The sequence below is a fragment of the Kitasatospora sp. NPDC101108 genome, from assembly GCF_055584725.1.
In genome coordinates this window covers 119128-136269 of the sequence record NZ_JBVJLM010000017.1, presented here as the reverse complement: position 1 = coordinate 136269, position 17142 = coordinate 119128, and the positions used below count along the sequence as shown (strand labels likewise).

The following is a 17142-nucleotide window of genomic DNA, read 5'->3' as shown; positions in this document are numbered from 1 at the left end:
CGCACCTGCCTTTCCATCGGATTTCATCGGATTCCGTCGGATTCCGTCGGATTCCGTCGGACGTCGGCACCGGAACGGACAGTGCCGCGTGGCAGGGTCAGCACTGCCCCGGTGGACTGTACGGCAGAGCGGTGACGAACCCGCAGCGCAGGTGACCCCTCACGCCGTCGGCGCGCAGCATCAGGTGGCCAGGCCTCACCGTCGCTGGGAAGGCCTTCGGGCTGCCCCGGCCGGGGCGGCGGTGAGCAGCCCGGCGACGGCCATGGTCACGATACGAATAACCCCCTGCCCACCGGGGCCCCGGCCCGCCATCATGATCAACCGTGTCCACCTCCACCGAGCCGCCCGCCGCGGCCTCCGCCGACAGGCCCGTCCACGGTTCGCCGTGCCCGCGCTGCGCCGCCCCCCTGACCGACGACCCGCGTTTCCCCGTCTGGTGCCCGGCCTGCGACTGGAACCTCGTGCCTGGCGAGGACGCCGCCGCCGGGCTCACCCGGCGCGAGCGGGCCGCGGCCGCCCGCACCGACCGGCTCTTCGAGGAGCAGGCCGCCGGGGGCGGCTCCCCCACCGCTCGCCGGGACTGGCTGCTGGCCTCCACCGCGGCCGGGATGATCCACCTCGTCACCGTCGGCACCTTCGCCCTGGCGCTCTGGCTGCTGATCACCGGGACCGTCGTGCAGCGCTGCGTCGGCGCGGTGGTGCTGGTGATCGCGGTGACCCTGCGGCCCCGGCTCGGCCGCCTGCCGAAGGACGCGGGCGTGCTCGACCGTACCGGGGCACCGGCCCTGTACGGCCTGGCCGACCGGGTGGCCGCCGAGGTCGGCGCCCGTCCGGTGGACGTCATCCAGGTCACCGGCGAGTTCAACGCCTCGTACGGGCTGGTCGGGCTGCGCCGCCGGTCGGTGCTGCGGATCGGCCTGCCGCTGTGGGAGGTACTGGACGACCGGGAGCGGACAGCCCTGCTCGGCCACGAGTTCGGCCACCGGGTCAACGGCGACCGCCGGCGCTCGTTCTGGCTGTACAGCGCCGTCTCGGCGCTCTGGTCCTGGTACGACATGGCCCGCCCGGGCCAGGACGGGCCGGTCGTGGGCCGGAACGAGGTCTCGATGCTGGTGCGGCTCGGCGCGGTGTTCGGCCGGCTGGTACTGCGGGGCGTCGCCTGGGTGCTGTACCGGGGGCTGGTGCTGTTCGACCGGCTCACGTCCCGGGCCGGCCAGCAGGCCGAGTACCACTCGGACGTGCTCGCCGCCCGGGTGGCGGGCGGCGAGGCGGCGCGGGGCATGCTCGCGGCGCTGCTGCTGTCCGGCTCGGTGGACACCTCGATCCACCAGATCCGGGCCGAGGAGCGCGGACGGCCCCGGATCGGCCGCGCCCGGAGCCGCCGGGCCGAGGACGCGCCCGCGCCGCCCGCGCCGGACCTGCTCTGGGAGCGGGTGCGCGAGCATCTCGCCACCGTCCCCGCCGTCGAGCGGGAGCGCCTGCTGCGGCTCAGTGCCCGTGACCGGTCCGCCGTGGACGGCTCCCACCCGCCGACCCACCTGCGGATCGCCCTGGCCGCCCGCGCCGGGGACGGGGACGCCGCCGTCACCGTCACCGCCGCCGAGGGCGCCTCGATCGCCGCCGAGCTGGCGCCGCACCGCGCCCGGATCGCCGCCGAGCTGCTGGCCGGCTGACGAGGCGGGGGCGGCCCGTCCCTGCACGCCGCTTGCGGACCGACTCCACTCCGTACTGCGGGGGTTGGAGGCCGTTCACCTATGTACCGCGGGAGTTGGACGGTTGCGTTCAAGCCGTGGGTTGACGCCAACCCGGCCGCCCGCGGGAGATCCTCGGTGAGCACACGGCGGCGCGGGAGCGCACGGGGATCGTGGCACCGGGGCGTTCGAACTCCTCACCCGGACGGGGAGCGGATCCGGAACGAGTGCCCGGCCCACTCGTCCGCCCTTCTGGCACCCGCCCGAGAGCGGGCGCCCTTTCGACCTGCCACTCGTCCCACCCGAGGAGGAACCGATGCGCAGGAAGCTCGAAGCAGCCGCCGTAGCCGTGGCCGCCACCGCTGCCCTCACCTTCGCGACCCCGGTCGCCGGCGCCACCACCGCAACCCCCGACGAGGCCGTCACGGAGGCCGCCGCCGGAGCCGTCACAGCCTGCACCGATCTGTACACCGACGGGTACTGGGAAGCCCACGTCTGCAAGTCGTGGTGGCGGGTCCGCCCCGGCATCTACAACGGCAAGTGGTGGACCCACGGAGACCACCGCAACACCACCAAGTTCTTCGTCAACCTCGACGGTCGCGAGCGCCGCGTCTACCGCGACTGGGGCACGTTCACGGGAGCGCGATATCTGCTGCTGCAGGTCTGCTCCGGCGACGACTCCGCCCCCGGGTGCTCCGGCTGGTGGTAGATCATCAGGCCCAGCACGCACCGGAGTTCGGCGACAAGTCAGTGGGCCCCGCCGACCGGCGGTCGGCGGGGCCCACTGGCGCACTTCCCGATTCCCACCGTCCCCGATCAGGAGCCGTCCCAGGATGCTCCGACGGTCCTGCGAGATGGTCCTAGAATCCGGCGGAAGATGCTTCGCTAACGTAGTTCGTTGTATGCGTCGACAAGCTCTTCCCCTTTCTTGCAATCGGCGGTCGATGTTCCCCCGATCGTCGGCACCCATTCTCCCCATACGCGGTACCGGATACCCGAGGGGTGCTTGCAGAGGGCGACGACCCGAATATATTCGCCCTTTTCTCCGGTGGTGCATTTTGCGAAGGCGTACGGCGGGTCCTGATTTTTCACAAGATAGGGCCCGCACTGGTAAGCCGCCGCCGCGCCAGGAGCGACAGCGATCATCGCGGCCGACCCGACGGCAAGTACGGCGGCGCAGGATGCCGCACGTTTCCAGAAGTTCATTCTCATCCTCCAGCGGAACGCCTGGATCGACTGACGTCGACAGGTGAAAGGGATACAGAAATGACTTCCGCAGGGGACTTCGGCTGAATCGCTGCGTTCAGGTGAACACCCGGAGGCATGAACCGGAAAGCCGCCCGGCAGGCGGCTGTCACCGGTGAACTACCGGGCGGGGCACGGTGGCGCGCCATTCAGGTGGCTACGATCGCGTCCATGACCCTCTACGCTCCGACCGAGCCGTACGACTCCGGGTTACTCGACACCGGTGACGGCAACCAGATCTACTACGCGCAACTCGGCAGCCACCAGGGCAAACCCGCCGTGTACGTCCACGGCGGCCCGGGGGCGGGCACGGTACGGCGGCCCCTCAGGGCCTGGGACCCGCAGCGTTACCGGGTCGTCCTCTTCAACCAGCGCAACTGCGGCCGCAGCACCCCGCACGCCAGTGACCCGGCGGCGGACATGGGCCTGAACACCACGCAGCACCTGATCGACGACATGGAGCGGCTGCGCGAGCACCTCGGCATCGAGAGGTGGCTGGTCAACGGCGCCTCCTGGGGGGTGACCCTGGCACTGGCCTATGCGCAGCAACACCCCGAGCGGGTCAGCGAGATGATCCTCCAGGCCGTGATGACGACCAGCCGCACCGAACTCGACTGGCTCTACCGGGGGGCGGGGCGCTTCCGCCCCGAGGCCTGGGACCGGTTCCGCGACGGCGTCCCCGAGGGCGAGCGGGACGGCGACCTGCTCGCCGCGTACGCACGGCTGATGGAACACCCGGACCGCGCCGTGCGGGCGAAGGCCGCAGCCGACTGGCTGGCCTGGGAGGACGCGGTGATCACCGGCGAGCCGAACAACTCGCCCGGCATGTACAGCAATCGGGAGGTCGACGAGCAGATCGCGTTCGTCCGGATCTGCTCCCACATCTTCAGCCACGGGGCCTGGCTGACCGAGGACCAGCTCATACGCGACGCCGGCAAGCTGGCCGGCATCCCGGGCGTCATCGTGACCGGTCGCCACGACATGGGCTGCCCGCCGCAGACGGCCTGGGAGCTGGCGAAGAACTGGCCGGGCGCCAGGCTGCACATCTCGGACGACTCCGGCCACATCGGCAGCCCGAGCATGGTCCAGGTCGTCCACGACGCCATCGAGGAGTTCAAGACCCGCTGACCGCCGGCCCGCGGGACGTTGTCCCGCGGGCCGGCGTTCGCCGTTGCGTCCTGGACCACGCGTTCCCGACCGCCCGTTCTCCGGGCGGCGTTTCTCGGAACCCGGCCCTGGCGGGCGCGAACTACTGCGGGGTCACGTAGGCGCCGGAGATGCCACCGTCGACGAGGAAGGTGTTGGCGGTCATGAAGGAGGAGTCGTCGGAGGCGAGGAAGGCCACCGCGGCGGCGATCTCCTCGGGCTCGGCGAAGCGGCCCAGCGGGATGTGGACCAGGCGGCGGGCGGCGCGCTCCGGGTCCTTGGCGAAGAGCTCCTGGAGCAGCGGGGTGTTCACCGGGCCGGGGCACAGGGCGTTGACGCGGATGCCCTCGCGGGCGAACTGCACGCCCAGTTCGCGGGACATGGCCAGCACGCCGCCCTTGGAGGCGCTGTAGGAGATCTGGGAGGTGGCCGCGCCCATCACGGCGACGAAGGAGGCGGTGTTGATGATCGAACCCTTGCCCTGGCGCTGCATGTGCGGGATCGCGTACTTGCAGCACAGGTAGACGCTGGTGAGGTTGACCTCCTGGACGCGCTTCCAGGCCTCCAGGCCGGTGGTGAGGATGGAGTCGTCGTCCGGCGGGGAGATGCCCGCGTTGTTGAAGGCGATGTCGAGGCGGCCGTACTCGTCGACGGCCCGCTGGAAGAGGTCGCGCACCGCGGCCTCGTCGGTGACGTCGGCCTGGACGAACAGGCCGCCGACCTCGTTCGCGGCCTTGGCGCCGGTCTCGGGGTCGAGGTCGACGCAGACCACCTTCGCGCCCTCGGCGGCGAAGCGGCGGGCGGTCGCCAGGCCGATGCCGCTGCCGGCTCCGGTGATGACGGCCACGCGGCCGTCGAGTCGCTGGGTCATGCTGATCATTCCTCCGTGGAGATGAAGACGTTCTTGGTCTGGGTGAAGGCGTCGAGGGCGTCCGGGCCGAGCTCGCGGCCGAGTCCGGACTGCTTGAAGCCGCCGAACGGCGTGGTGTAGCGCACCGAGGAGTGCGAGTTGACGGACAGGTTGCCGGCCTCGACGCCGCGCGAGACCCGCAGCGCGCGGCCGAGGTCCCTGGTCCAGACGGAGCCCGACAGGCCGTACTCGGTGGCGTTGGCGATGCGCACGGCGTCCTGTTCGTCACGGAACGGGACGACGGTGACGACCGGTCCGAAGATCTCCTCGGTGAAGGCGCGGTCCTCGTGCCGCACGGGCGCGAGGACGGTCGGCGGGTACCAGAAGCCCGGCCCGTCGGGGGCGCTGCCGCGGAAGGCGACGGCCGAGGCGTCCGGGACGTACGAGGAGACCCGCTCGCGGTGGGCGGCCGAGATCAGCGGGCCCATCTCGGTCTTCTCGTCGGCCGGATCGCCCACCCGCACGCCGCGCACGGCCGGCTCCAGGAGGGCCATGAAGTCGTCGAACACGTCCGCCTCGACGAGGATCCGGGAGCGGGCGCAGCAGTCCTGGCCGGCGTTGTCGAAGACGGCGTAGGGGGCGGTCGCGGCGGCCTTGGCGAGGTCGGCGTCGGCGAAGACGATGTTGGCGCTCTTGCCGCCGAGTTCGAGGGTGACCGGCTTCACCTGGGCGGCGCAGCCCGCCATGATCTCCTTGCCGACCCGGGTCGAGCCGGTGAAGACGACCTTGCGCACGTCGGGGTGGGTGACGAAGCGCTGTCCGACGACCGGGCCGCGGCCGGGCAGGACCTGGAGCACGCCCTCGGGGATCCCGGCCTGGAGGGCGAGTTCGGCGAGGCGCAGCGCGGTGAGCGGGGTGAGTTCGGCCGGTTTGACGATGACGGTGTTGCCGGCGGCGAGCGCCGGGGCGAGGGCCCAGGCGGCGATCGGCAGGGGGAAGTTCCAGGGCACGATGACCCCGACGACGCCGATCGGTTCCTGGAAGGTGACGTCGATGCCGCCGGCGACGGGGATCTGCCGGCCGAACAGCCGCTCGGGGGCGGCGGCGTAGTACTCGATGACGTCCCGGGCGTTGCCCGCCTCCCAGCGGGCGTTGCCGATGGTGTGACCGGCGTTGGCGACCTCCAGGGCGGCGAGGTGCTCGCGGTCGGCGTCGACGGCGGCGGCGAAGGCGCGCAGCAGTCGGGCGCGGTCGGCGGGGGCCACCCGGCGCCAGGTGTCGAAGGCGGCGCGGGCGCGGGCGACGGCGGCGTCGGTCTCGGCGGGGCCGGCCAGTTCGACGGTGGTGATCACCTCCTCGGTGGCGGGGTTGACGACCTCGTAGAGGTCCGGTTCGGTCATCGGGCGGTCTCCCTCTGGCTGGCGGTGATGAACGCGTGGAACAGGCGCGGGTCGTCGGGGTTGCTCTCCGGGTGCCACTGGACGCCCAGGGCGAAGCGGTGGCCGGTCAGTTCGAGCGCCTCGACCGTGCCGTCGGCGCTGTGCGCGGTGGCCGTGAGGCCGGTGCCGATCCGGTCGACGGCCTGGTGGTGGTAGCAGGAGACCTCGGCGGCGGGCCCCAGGACGGCGGCGATCCGGCTGCCGGGCCGCGGGGTGACCCGGTGGCGGACGAAGCGGGCGGGGACGATCTGGTGGCTGTCGTCGGGCAGGTGCTGGACGAGGGTGCCGCCGAGTTCGACGTTGAGCAGCTGCATGCCGCGGCAGACGCCGAGCACCGGGAGGTCCCGGGCGAGGGCGGTGTGCAGCAGTCGGCTCTCCCAGTCGTCGCGGGCGTGGTGGGGCGGGCCGGTGCGCGGGTGGGGGGCCGCCGCGTAGCGGGCCGGGTCGACGTCGGGTCCGCCGGCGAGGAGGAGTCCGTCGAGGGCGTCGAGCAGGTGGCCGGTCCCGCCGGGCTGGGGCGGCAGCAGGACCGGGGTGCCGCCGGCGCGGACGACGGCGTCGACGTAGGTCTGGGGCACGAGGGAGGCGCGCTGGTTCCAGACGGACCAGGCGGCGTCGTCCTGGTAGCTGCTGATGCCGATGAGTGGTCGTCGGTGGTCGCGGGAGGGTGTCGTGTCGGTGGCGGTCGCACCGGTGCCGGTCGCGTCGGTGCGTGGCTGGGCGGTGCCGGTCACAGCCGCTCGAATCCGCGGCGCCGCTCCCAGTCGGTCACCGCCCGTTCGTAGGAGGCGAGTTCGGTGCGTCCGGCGTGTGTGTAGTGCCGGACGACGTCCTTGCCGAAGGCTTCGGTGGCGACGGCGCTGCGTTCGAAGGCGTCGACCGCGTCGCGCAGGGTGGTGGGCACCCGGGGCGCGTCGGAGGCGTAGGCGTTGCCGGTGAACTCCGGCTGGAGTTCGAGCTGTTGCTCGACGCCGTGCAGTCCGGCGGCGATCAGGGCGGCGACCGCGAGGTAGGGGTTGACGTCGCCGCCGGGGACGCGGTTCTCGAAGCGCAGCGACGGGCCGTGGCCGACGACGCGCAGGGCGCAGGTGCGGTTGTCGCGGCCCCAGGCGATGGCGGTGGGCGCGAAGCTGCCGGGGACGTAGCGCTTGTAGGAGTTGACGGTGGGGGCGAACAGCAGGGCGAAGTCGGCGAGGCAGGCGAGCTGGCCGGCGAGGAAGTGCTCCATGGTGCGGGAGAAGCCGTACGGGCGGTCCCCGGCGAACACCGGGGCGCCCCGCTCGTCGCGCAGGCTCAGGTGGATGTGGCAGGAGTTGCCCTCGCGTTCGTCGTACTTCGCCATGAAGGTGAGGCTGCAGCCCTCCTGGGCGGCGATCTCCTTGGCGCCGGTCTTGTAGACGGCGTGGTTGTCGCAGGTGGTGAGGGCGTCGGCGTACTTGAAGGCGATCTCGTGCTGGCCGAGGTTGCACTCGCCCTTGGCGGACTCGACGGTCAGGCCGGCGCCGGCCATGCCGTTGCGCAGGCGGCGCAGCAGCGGTTCGATGCGGCCGGTGCCGAGGATGGAGTAGTCGACGTTGTACTGGTTGGCCGGGGTGAGGCGGGTGTAGTCCTTGTCCCAGGCCTGTTCGTAGCTGTCCCGGAAGACGATGAACTCCAGCTCGGTGGCGGCCTGGGCCTGCCAGCCGTAGCCGGCCAGGCGGTCGAGCTGGCGCCGGAGGACCTGGCGCGGGGAGACGGCGACGGGGGTGCCGTCGTGGTGGACGACGTCGCACTGGACCATGGCGGTGGCGGGGTGCCAGGGGACGGCCCGCAGGGTGGTGAGGTCGGGGCGCAGTGTCAGGTCGCCGTAGCCGTTCTCCCAGGAGGAGACCTCGTAGCCGTCGACGGTGTTCATGTCGACGTCGACGGCCAGCAGGTAGCCGCAGCCCTCGGCGGCGCCGGTGACGACGTCGTCCAGGAAGTAGTCGGCGGCGACGCGTTTGCCCTGGAGGCGCCCCTGCATGTCGGTCATGGCGAGCACGACGGTGTCGACGGACCCGTCGGCGACGCGGGTGCGCAGCTCGTCGAGGGTGAGCCGGGGGGTGGTCATCGGGTCTCCGGTTCGGTGTCGGGGGTGGGCTGCGGGCCGGTCATCGGATCCCTCGGTCGGGGGGCCGGGGCGTCGGGCGCGGACGGGGTGGCGCTGATGTGCGGCCCGGTGAACCAGTGCCGGGCGGAGGCCAGCCACCAGAGGCCGGCGAAGCCGCCGACGACGGCCACGGCGAGCGGGGTGTAGTTGAAGCTCTCGGCGGTGATCGGGCTGGCGGTGGGCAGCATGAACAGGACGCTGATCACCGCCGTCCAGGCGACGGCGACGACGCCGATCGGCTTGCTCCAGCGGCCCAGGTGCCAGGGGCCGCGCGGGAAGTCCTCGCCCTGGCGCAGCCGCAGGTACACCGGGATGACGTAGGAGATGTAGAGGCCGATGACGGAGATCGAGGTCACGGCCGTGTAGGCGGTGTTGTTCCAGAGCGCGGGCAGTCCGAGCAGCAGGGCTCCGCCGGTGGCCAGCCAGACCGCGTTGGTGGGGGTCTGGGTGCGCGGGGAGATGCGGTGCCAGAGGCGGGAGCCGGGCAGCGCGCCGTCGCGGGAGAAGGCGTAGATCATGCGGGAGTTGGCGGTGACGGAGGCCATGCCGCAGAAGAACTGGGCGCCGATGACGATGAGCAGCAGGAACTGGGCGCCGCCGGAGCCGATCGCGTCGATGAAGATCTGCGCGGGCGGGACCTGGGTGGCGCTGTCGAGCGCGCCGTCGTAGTCGCGGATCGCGAAGGTGATGCCGAGCAGCAGGATCCAGCCCGCCACCAGCGAGACGGTGATGGCGTTGACGATGCCGCGCGGGCCGGAGCGGGCGGCGTCCTGGGTCTCCTCGGTCATGTGCGCGGAGGCGTCGTAGCCGGTGAGGGTGTACTGGGCCATCAGCAGGCCGAGCATGGCGACGTAGAACTGGCTGTGGAAGCCGGTGCGGTTGACGAAGTCCGTGAAGACGGAGGAGGCGGAGGCGTGCCGTTCGGGGAGCAGCGCGAGGGCGCCGACGATGATGGCGACGCCCGCCAGGTGCCACCACACGGAGACGCTGTTGAGGACGGCGACCAGGCGCACCCCGAAGGTGTTGAGCAGGCCGTGCGCCAGCAGGATGACCGCGAAGATCTCCATGGTGTGCTCGGGGGTGGCCGCCAGGCCGTAGCGCAGTTCGAGGAACGCGTTGGCGAAGAAGGCGGCGCCGTAGTCGACGCTGGCGGTCACCGCGACCTGGCCGAGGAAGTTGAACCAGCCGGTGAACCAGCTCCAGGCCGGGCCGCGGCTGCGGGTCAGCTTGGCGGACCAGTAGTAGAGTCCGCCGGCCGTCGGGTAGCTGGAGCAGATCTCGGCCATCGCGAGGCCGACGCAGAGCGTCAGCAGGCCGACCACCGGCCAGCCCCAGATGATCAGGGCCGGGCCGCCGGTCTTCATCCCCGTCCCGTAGAGAGTCAGGCAGCCGGACAGGATCGAGACGATGGAGAAGGAGACGGCGAAGTTGGAGAAGCCCGACATCGAGCGGGCCAGCTCCTGGGTGTAGCCCAGCTCGCGGAGGCGTTGTTCGTCGGCGGAAACGGGGGATGACTCCACCGGAAACACGGCGGGGCCAGGGTGGTCGGGTGAGCGTGCGTCGGTCATGGGCACCCCTGGGGGTTGAGGGTGTGCCGGGTGCTCGCGGCCACGACGGCGTGGCGCACCCGCCCCGGCGGGTCGACGGTCTGACGGCTCTTCAATGGTCTGAAGTCAGACCATTGGGTGGGTGAGCAGCATCGTTCCGGCTGGACGGCGGCCACGTCAAGGGTGGGACGGGAACGAGTGCGGGAGATCCGTTCGCAGGTACGATTCCGGCGTGGACGTGGACGTGACGCGTGAGCAGGCACGCCTCGACTGGGAGGCCGGGGCGATCTTCCGCCCGATCCGGACCGGCAACGCCTTCGAGGAGACCGTCGAGCGGCTGCTCCAGGCGATCAAGCTCGGCGTCTTCGGCCCCGGCGACCGGCTGCCCGCCGAACGCGACCTCGCCGCCCGGCTCGGTGTCAGCCGCGAGACCCTGCGCGAGGCGCTGCGCACGCTCCAGCAGGCCGACTGCGTCGAGTCCCGCCGCGGCCGCTACGGCGGCACCTTCGTCACCTACCGGATGCCCGAACCGGACGTCGCCGACCTGCGCCGCGCCGCCCGCGACCTCGGCGGCGCGCTGGAGGACGCGCTGACCTACCGGCAGGTCCTGGAGGTCGGGGCCGCCGAGGCCGCCGCCCGGCGCCCCCTCTCCCCCGAGCAGCGCGCTCATCTGGAGGGCCGGCTGACCGAACTGGACGCGGCCCCGGCCGGGCAGTACCGCCAGCTCGACTCACGCTTCCACCTCGCCATCGGCGAGCTCACCGGCTCCCCCGCCCTCGCCGCGGCCATCGCCGAGGCCAGGATGCGCCTCAACGACCTGCTCAACGCGATCCCCATGCTGGACCGCAACATCGAGCACGCCGCCGAGCAGCACCGGGCGATGGTCCGGGCGATCCTCGACGGCGACGGCGACGCCGCCCGGCGCGCCACCGAGGAACACCTCGCCGCGACGGCCTCGCTGCTGCGGGGGTTCCTGGCCTGACGGCCACCGGGGCGCCGCCGGCCCTGCTCAGCGGCGCCCGCCGGGGCCGGCGGCGAACACCTCGGCGTCTCGGCGGGACGGACGCCGGCGGTCACCCCGGGCGGAGAGCGTGCCGCCTCGGACGGTCCCCGTCGTGCGGACGATGCGCAGCTCGATCCGGAGCGTCGCCCGTCACCGCAGTTGGTCGAAGGCCTGGTCGGCGTCGGCCACGGCCTCGGGGTGGACGTCGCGGGCGGTTCGGCCGTCGGCGATCTTCTGCCAGTTCGCCCGGGCGAGCACCCGTTGGACGGCGAGCACCTGGGCGGCTCGCAGGCGGGCCCGGATGCCTTCGCCGAGGGCGTCCGCCAGGGCCTCCTCGTCGTCGAGCTGGTAGCGGGTGAGCCGTCCCGCCAGGCTCGGTGTGGTGAACACCAGCCGGTGGAACGCCACCACCTGCGGATGGTCGTTGAGGCCGGTGACGGGGTCGTACCGGTCGAGGCCGGCCCGGAAGTGCCGGTGGAGCGCCGTCACGGGATCGGTGCCGGAACCGCGGTCGCGTACGACGCGTGCCGCCTCGCCCTGGTGGTCCGCGAACCGGTGCAGCACCAGGTCTTCCTTGGTGGGGAAGTACCGGAAGAGGGTCGGCTTGGAGATCTCGGCCGCCGCGGCGACGTCGTTGACCGAGACGCGGTCGAAGCCGTGCTCCAGGAAGAGCGAGACAGCCGCGTCGGCGATGGCGTCGCGCGTCCGCTCCTTCTTGCGGGCCCTCAGTCCCGTCGGCTCGTTCACATGACCACCGTAACATTCGTGACCGAGTTGCTTTTTTAACCGAGTAACGTTTCTATGGGCGGCATGAACCAGCCACCCATACCTCCCGTGCTCGTCACCGGGGCGACGGGCCGGATCGGCCGCGTCGTCATCGACCAGCTCCTCGACGCGGGCGTGCCGGTCCGCGCCCTGACCCGTCGTTCCGCGGCGGCGGCGCTGCCGGCGGAGGTCGAGGTCTTCACCGGCGACCTCACCGTGCCCGAGTCGCTCGACCCGGCGCTGAAGGGCGCCGGTGCGGTCTTCCTCGTCTGGACCGCACCGCCCCGGACCGCCGAAGCGGTCGTCGAGCGACTGGCATCCCACGTGCAGCGGGTCGTCTTCCTCTCCTCCCCGCACCGGACGCCACACCCCTTCTTCCAGCAGCCCAACCCCGTGGCGGCGCTGCACGCCGACATCGAGCGGCTCATCGCCGCCACCCGACTCAGGTCGACGATCATCCGGCCGGGGATGCTCGCGTCCAACTCGCTGGCCTGGTGGGCGTCCGCGATCCGGGCCGGCGAGGTCGTCCGGTGGCCCCACGGCGCCGCCGAGACGGCACCGGTCGACGACCGCGACGTCGCAGCCGTCGCGGCGCGGATGCTCCGTCAGGACGAACACGCCCGAGGCGACTACGTCCTGACGGGCCCCGAATCGCTGACCCAGGCCGCGCAGGTGGGCGTCATCGGCGACGCCCTGGGGCGACGGATCGCATTCGAGGAGATGACGCCGGAGGAGTTCCGGAGCCTGTCGGCGGGCACGGCGCCCAGCTCGGTCGTCGACATGCTGCTCGCCGCGTGGAGCGCGGCGGTCGGCCGGCCCGCGTACGTCACCACCGCGGTGGCCGACCTCCTCGGGAGGGCGCCGCGAACGTTTCACCAGTGGGCCGCCGACCACGCCACCGCGTTCACGGCGGGGCCGGAGGATTCGTGACGACCCGGCCTGTCAGGTTCCGGACAGCGCACGACCTGTCCGGAAGGTGATCCTCAGTCCGACGGACGAGCCCGTGACCTGCACCGTCACAGAAGCACCCCACTGCTTCCGGTCGGAATTGGTCTCGACCATTGTCCCGACTTCACATTCGGAGGATGCTCCTCGACGAAGCGCAGGGGGCAGCCCCCGGCGCTCACCGTCGAGAGGAAGACTCATGTCGCTTCGCAAGGCGTTCTCCGCCGTTGCCGTGGCCGGCCTCGTGGCCGGCGGCGCCCTGATCGCCGCTCCGGGCGCCCAGGCGTCCACCTACACCTACGTCGGCATCTATCCGACGGCCGCCGCCTGCCACGCGGCCGGCCAGGCGTACGTGAACAGCGGGCAGGCCATCGTCTACTTCTGTGACACCACCACCGAGACCGGCCCGGCGCGGCTCTCCGTGGTCCTCCGCTGAACCACCGGAACGCACTGATGGTGGGCCGCACGGCCGGCGGCCCACCATCGAGCGAAGGGGTCCGAATCCCCCGACGTAGGGCCGTGAACGCGTCCGGCCCGGTCACCCCCTTACGGGGCGAAGGTCAGCTGCGGCCGGGGCTTGAGGCTCGTCAGGCACAGCAGGTACTTGTCGCTCCCCCGCTTGTAACGGTCGGGGCGGCCTACCGGAAGCGGCTCGTCAGCCGTGGGGCGGGTGGGACCGGCGCGGGGATTCGGTCCAGGTGGCGCTGCCGTCGGTGAACTCGTAGCGCAGGAGGGGGAGGGCGCGGTCGAGCAGGTCGACCATGGCCCGGTGGTCGGGCGCGTCGCCGGTGAGGAGGTCCAGGAAGACGCTGCCCACGCCGCCGGGGAGCCGGTCGCCGGGGCGGACGTAGGGCCGGTGGCCGGTGATGCCGTCCAGGCTCCGGACCTCGTCGCCGCCGGTCAGGGCGCACAGTCGCCCGGGGCGGACCGGGGCCAGGCCGTTGAACTGGAAGTACACCCGGTCGGGTGGGGCCGGGGCGGGCGGCGGGAGGGCGCCGAGGGCCAGCAGGGCGGCCGTGCGGACGAGGTCCGTTCCGCAGGCGCGGCGCGCGAGTTCGTTGAGGTGGCCGCCCAGCCGGCCGTTGACCTCGATGATCCGGGGGCCGTCGGGGGTGAGCTTGATCTCCGTGTGGCACAGGCCCGTGGTCACGCCGAGGGCGCCGACCGCGCGAACCGCCAGCCGGGAGACCGCCGTGCGGTCCCGGTCGGACAGCGCGGCGGGCCAGAACTGTCCGCTCTCCCGGAACGGTGGGGTCAGCGGGTGCTTGCCGGTCACCGCGAGCACCGTGGTCCCGTCCGGGCCGGTCGCGGTCTCGACGGACACGTAGTCGCCCAGCGGCCCGCTCGGCCGGCCCGGCAGGAGTTCCTCGACCACCCAGGTCTCCCCCGGGCCGGCGAACAGCCGTGCGCGCGTCCGCTCCGCCTCCGCCCCGTCGCGGACGGCGTAGGTGCCCCGGCTGCCCTGGCCGTGGACGGGTTTCACGACCGCCGGCAGGCCGACGGCCGCCAGGGCCGGCTCCCATGCGGCGGCGTCCGGGACGGTCCGGCACCGCACCGCGTCGACTCCGGCGGTGCGCAGCCGTTCGCGCTGCCGGTACTTGTCGGTGAGCAGCTCGGCCACCTCGGGCGGGTGGCCGGGCAGGCCCAGGGCGTGGGTGAGGGCCGAGGTGAGGCGCACCAGGTTCTCGGAGAAGGTCAGCACTCCGGCCGGGGCGAGCCGCCGGACCAGGACGGTGTCCCGCCGCCGGTCCCCGGTCAGCTGGACGACCCGGCCCAGCCTGGACAGGACCGGTCGCAGGGTGCGCACGTGCGGCGAGTGGGGCAGCAGGAAGGCCAGCGGGGCCAGGTCCGCCGCCCCGACCGCGATCTCGGCCGGGGAGACCGAGCCGACGTCGTACGCCACCGCGAGCGGTGCCGGTTCAGCCATCGAGGGACTCCGTCCCGGTGGTGTGCGCGTTGCGGGCCGCGGCGCGCAAACCGGCGGCGACCAGGGTGAGGTAGGCGTCGACCCGGTCCTCGCTCAGCCGGTGCGGGTCGAAGGAGAGGAGCAGTCCGCTGCCGAAGCCGGGGTAGTCCAGGGTGAAGTCGCAGGAGAGCGGGTGGCTGGCCTTGTCGCGGTCCCACCAGCCGTCGGCGGACAGCGCGCGGAGCGCGGAGAGCCGGCGGTAGACGTGGAAGTCGGTGAAGTTGAAGGTCACGTCGAAGGAGCGGCGCCCGAGGTCCTCCTCGATCAGGGCGAGCGGGTGGCGCCGGTGGGGTGCGGCGGCGACCTCGGTGTCCCGCAGGGTCCGGGCGAGGTCGGCCCAGGTGCCGCTGGTGGAGGGCAGGCGCAGGGGAACGGTGTTGAGGAAGAGTCCGACGACGCGGTCCGCGTCCGGCAGCTCGGGCCGTCCGTTGACCACGACGCCGGTGACCACGTCGGTGGTGCGGTCCGCGATCCGGCCGAGGGCCCAGCAGTGCACCGCGAGCAGCAGGCTCTTCAGCGGCACGCGCGCTTCGGCGGCCTGGCGGCGCAGCTGGACGAACAGTTCGGGGGGCAGCGGGGCGGCGCGGCGGGCGGTGGCGTCGGCCGGGCGGCCGTAGCGCTCCCGGTCCGGCAGCAGGGGCGGCACGTCGCACTGGGCGCGCCAGAACGCGGTGGACTCGTGGTGGACGGCGGCCCGTTCGAGCCGGATGAACTCGGCGGCCGCGGCCGGGGGCGGTTCGGGCAGTCCGTGGCCGGTGTCCGTCAGCCGGGCGTCGTACAGGGTGAGCAGGTCGACCAGGACGGTGGCGAAGCTCCAGCCGTCCATGATCGCGTGGTGGATCGCGACCGTCAGCCGGAAGGTGTCACCCGGTCCCGCGACCACGTGGCAGCGGAACAGCGGGGCGTGCTCCCAGTCCAGGGCGGTGGAGAGCTGCGCGTCCCGCCAGGCGGCCACGGCGGCGTCGGCGTCCGCGGCCGTGGTGGCGCGCCCGGTCTCCAGGGGTTCGGCGACGTCGTCCCAGAACAGCTGCATCGACTCCGAGTAGCCGCCGAGGTCGAAGGAGCTGCGCAGCGCGGGGTGGCGCCGCATCAGTTCGCGCAGCGCCGCCCGGAAGTGGTCCTCGTGGTAGGGCGCCGTGACCCGCAGCCCGATCAGGTCGTGGTAGAGGCTCGGGTCCTCGGCCATCTCGCATTGGAAGATGAGTCCGGTCTGGAGCGCCGAGGCGGGCAGCGCGTCCCGTACTCCGGGGGGCAGGGCGGCGCGGTCCTCCGGGTCCACCAGTGGGTCGCCGGGGGCCGCCGGGGAGTCGTCGGGGTGCGTGGAGGGGCCCGCGGTATCCGGCCCGGTCGCGTCGCCGGTGGCCGTGGCGCGGACGTGGTCGGCGAGTTCGTGGACGGTCGGGTTCATCAGCAGGTCGATCAGGCGCAGGGGGATGCCCTGGGCCGTGGCGCGGGTGATGACCCGCACGGCGGTGAGGGAGTCCCCGCCGACCGCGTAGAAGTCGTCCTCCGGGCCGATCTCGTCGGAGCCGATCTCCTCGCGGAAGAGCGTGAGGAGGGTGCGGGTCGTGGGCTCAGGCTCCATGGGCCGTGCTCCTTCCTTGGGCGGTCGGGCTGCCGGCGCTGACCTCGGCGAGGGCCTCCTCGACGGCCGCGAGGACGGCGTCGCGGTGCTGCCGCAGGTAGAAGTGGCCGCCGGGGAACATGCGGACGCGGATCGGCGCGGTGAAGTGGTCCTGCCAGGCGGCCAGCCGGGACTCGGTGACGTCGTCCTCGGTGCCGCCGAGGGCGAGCAGCGGCACCGGCAGGCGGCCGAACGCCGGCTCGTAGTCCCGCAGCAGCCGCAGGTCGCTGCGGATCGTCCCGAGGAGGATCTCCCGCAGTTCGGGGTCCTCCAGCAGTTCGGCGGGGGTGCCGCCGGCGCTCAGGACGCGCTCCACGAGCCAGTCGTCCTCGGGTGTGCCGGGGTCGGGTCGGACGTGGTTCACCGGTGGCCGCGCCGAGACGACGATCAGGGCGGGCAGCGGGTGGCCGGCCCGTCGGAGCCAGGCGGCCACCTCGGCCGCGATCGCGCCGCCCATGCTGTGCCCGAAGAGCACGAAGGGCCGCGGAGCCAGATCGGTGATCAACGAGCCGATCAGGGAGGCGAGTTCGGGCATCCGCTCGATCCCGGGCGAGCCGATCAGCTGCTCGCGGCCGGGCAGTTGGACGGGCTGGACGTCCAGGGTCGCGCGGGCCCGGACCCACGTGCGGTAGGCGGAGGCGCCGCCGCCCACGTGCGGGAGGCAGAAGACGGTGGCCCGGGCGCCGGGCGGCCGGTCGTCCCAGAAGGGCAGCAGGGCGCGGGCCGGGTCGAGCGCCCGGGCGGGGTCCTCGGACCGGTGGGGGTGGGGGACGTGCACGGGAGTCCTTCCGCT

The 17142-nt window shown here is 72.8% G+C and carries 16 protein-coding genes; 6 read left to right on the top strand and 10 right to left on the bottom strand.

What is annotated here, in order from left to right:
- Positions 1–323 precede the first annotated feature (323 nt).
- Positions 324–1673, top strand: coding sequence for a M48 family metalloprotease (locus ACZ6Z8_RS29630; protein ID WP_465613091.1), 1350 nt, complete (start codon positions 324–326; stop codon positions 1671–1673).
- Positions 1674–2007: 334 nt separating this feature from the next.
- Entirely contained in the window at positions 2008–2400 is a 393-nt protein-coding gene (locus tag ACZ6Z8_RS29625; RefSeq protein ID WP_465613090.1) for a hypothetical protein, read from the top strand.
- A 176-nt stretch (positions 2401–2576) separates the two neighbouring features.
- On the opposite strand, the gene ACZ6Z8_RS29620 is transcribed toward ACZ6Z8_RS29625, so the two are convergent.
- The gene (locus ACZ6Z8_RS29620; protein WP_465613089.1) at positions 2577–2897 is read right to left on the bottom strand and encodes a hypothetical protein; all 321 of its coding nucleotides are present in this window, start codon (positions 2895–2897) and stop codon (positions 2577–2579) included.
- A gap of 210 nt (positions 2898–3107) precedes the next feature.
- Here ACZ6Z8_RS29620 and pip point away from each other — a divergent pair, with 210 nt between their 5' ends.
- Positions 3108–4064 (top strand): prolyl aminopeptidase, encoded by a 957-nt coding sequence (gene pip, locus ACZ6Z8_RS29615; RefSeq protein ID WP_465613088.1) that lies wholly within the window; start codon positions 3108–3110, stop codon positions 4062–4064.
- A 121-nt stretch (positions 4065–4185) separates the two neighbouring features.
- Here the strand turns inward: pip and ACZ6Z8_RS29610 are convergent, their stop codons facing one another.
- Genes ACZ6Z8_RS29610 through ACZ6Z8_RS29590 form a run of 5 tightly spaced genes read right to left on the bottom strand, consistent with a single transcriptional unit; the run spans position 4186 to position 9944 of the window.
- A complete protein-coding gene (locus ACZ6Z8_RS29610; RefSeq protein WP_465613087.1) occupies positions 4186–4962 on the bottom strand; it encodes a 3-oxoacyl-ACP reductase in 777 nt (258 codons plus the stop codon).
- Entirely contained in the window at positions 4959–6332 is a 1374-nt protein-coding gene (locus ACZ6Z8_RS29605) for an aldehyde dehydrogenase family protein (protein ID WP_465613086.1), read from the bottom strand. Before ACZ6Z8_RS29605 ends, ACZ6Z8_RS29610 begins: the two co-directional genes overlap by 4 nt.
- A complete protein-coding gene (locus ACZ6Z8_RS29600) occupies positions 6329–7105 on the bottom strand; it encodes a gamma-glutamyl-gamma-aminobutyrate hydrolase family protein (protein WP_465613085.1) in 777 nt (258 codons plus the stop codon). The genes ACZ6Z8_RS29605 and ACZ6Z8_RS29600 overlap by 4 nt, the downstream gene beginning before the upstream one ends.
- Positions 7102–8460 carry a glutamine synthetase family protein gene (locus tag ACZ6Z8_RS29595; protein ID WP_465613084.1) on the bottom strand — a complete coding sequence of 453 codons (1359 nt, stop codon included), beginning with the start codon at positions 8458–8460 and terminating at the stop codon, positions 7102–7104. The genes ACZ6Z8_RS29600 and ACZ6Z8_RS29595 overlap by 4 nt, the downstream gene beginning before the upstream one ends.
- Complete coding sequence (locus ACZ6Z8_RS29590; RefSeq protein ID WP_465613114.1) at positions 8457–9944, bottom strand: amino acid permease; 1488 nt, start codon at positions 9942–9944, stop codon at positions 8457–8459. The genes ACZ6Z8_RS29595 and ACZ6Z8_RS29590 overlap by 4 nt, the downstream gene beginning before the upstream one ends.
- A 340-nt stretch (positions 9945–10284) precedes the next feature.
- Between ACZ6Z8_RS29590 and ACZ6Z8_RS29585 the strand changes: the two genes are divergently transcribed.
- The gene (locus ACZ6Z8_RS29585) at positions 10285–11028 is read left to right on the top strand and encodes a FadR/GntR family transcriptional regulator (protein ID WP_465613113.1); all 744 of its coding nucleotides are present in this window, start codon (positions 10285–10287) and stop codon (positions 11026–11028) included.
- A gap of 171 nt (positions 11029–11199) precedes the next feature.
- Here ACZ6Z8_RS29585 and ACZ6Z8_RS29580 read toward each other — a convergent pair whose 3' ends face one another.
- Entirely contained in the window at positions 11200–11796 is a 597-nt protein-coding gene (locus tag ACZ6Z8_RS29580) for a TetR/AcrR family transcriptional regulator (RefSeq protein WP_465613083.1), read from the bottom strand.
- Between the two features lie 63 nt (positions 11797–11859).
- Between ACZ6Z8_RS29580 and ACZ6Z8_RS29575 the strand changes: the two genes are divergently transcribed.
- Complete coding sequence (locus ACZ6Z8_RS29575; RefSeq protein WP_465613082.1) at positions 11860–12744, top strand: NAD(P)H-binding protein; 885 nt, start codon at positions 11860–11862, stop codon at positions 12742–12744.
- A gap of 214 nt (positions 12745–12958) precedes the next feature.
- Positions 12959–13195, top strand: coding sequence for a hypothetical protein (locus tag ACZ6Z8_RS29570; RefSeq protein ID WP_465613081.1), 237 nt, complete (start codon positions 12959–12961; stop codon positions 13193–13195).
- A gap of 219 nt (positions 13196–13414) precedes the next feature.
- Here ACZ6Z8_RS29570 and ACZ6Z8_RS29565 read toward each other — a convergent pair whose 3' ends face one another.
- Genes ACZ6Z8_RS29565 through ACZ6Z8_RS29555 form a run of 3 tightly spaced genes read right to left on the bottom strand, consistent with a single transcriptional unit; the run spans position 13415 to position 17127 of the window.
- Entirely contained in the window at positions 13415–14686 is a 1272-nt protein-coding gene (locus ACZ6Z8_RS29565) for an ATP-grasp domain-containing protein (RefSeq protein WP_465613080.1), read from the bottom strand.
- On the bottom strand, positions 14679–16310 hold the full coding sequence (locus ACZ6Z8_RS29560) for a condensation domain-containing protein (protein ID WP_465613079.1): 1632 nt from the start codon (positions 16308–16310) through the stop codon (positions 14679–14681). The genes ACZ6Z8_RS29565 and ACZ6Z8_RS29560 overlap by 8 nt, the downstream gene beginning before the upstream one ends.
- Positions 16300–17127 (bottom strand): thioesterase II family protein, encoded by an 828-nt coding sequence (locus tag ACZ6Z8_RS29555; RefSeq protein WP_465613078.1) that lies wholly within the window; start codon positions 17125–17127, stop codon positions 16300–16302. The genes ACZ6Z8_RS29560 and ACZ6Z8_RS29555 overlap by 11 nt, the downstream gene beginning before the upstream one ends.
- Positions 17128–17142 lie beyond the last annotated feature (15 nt).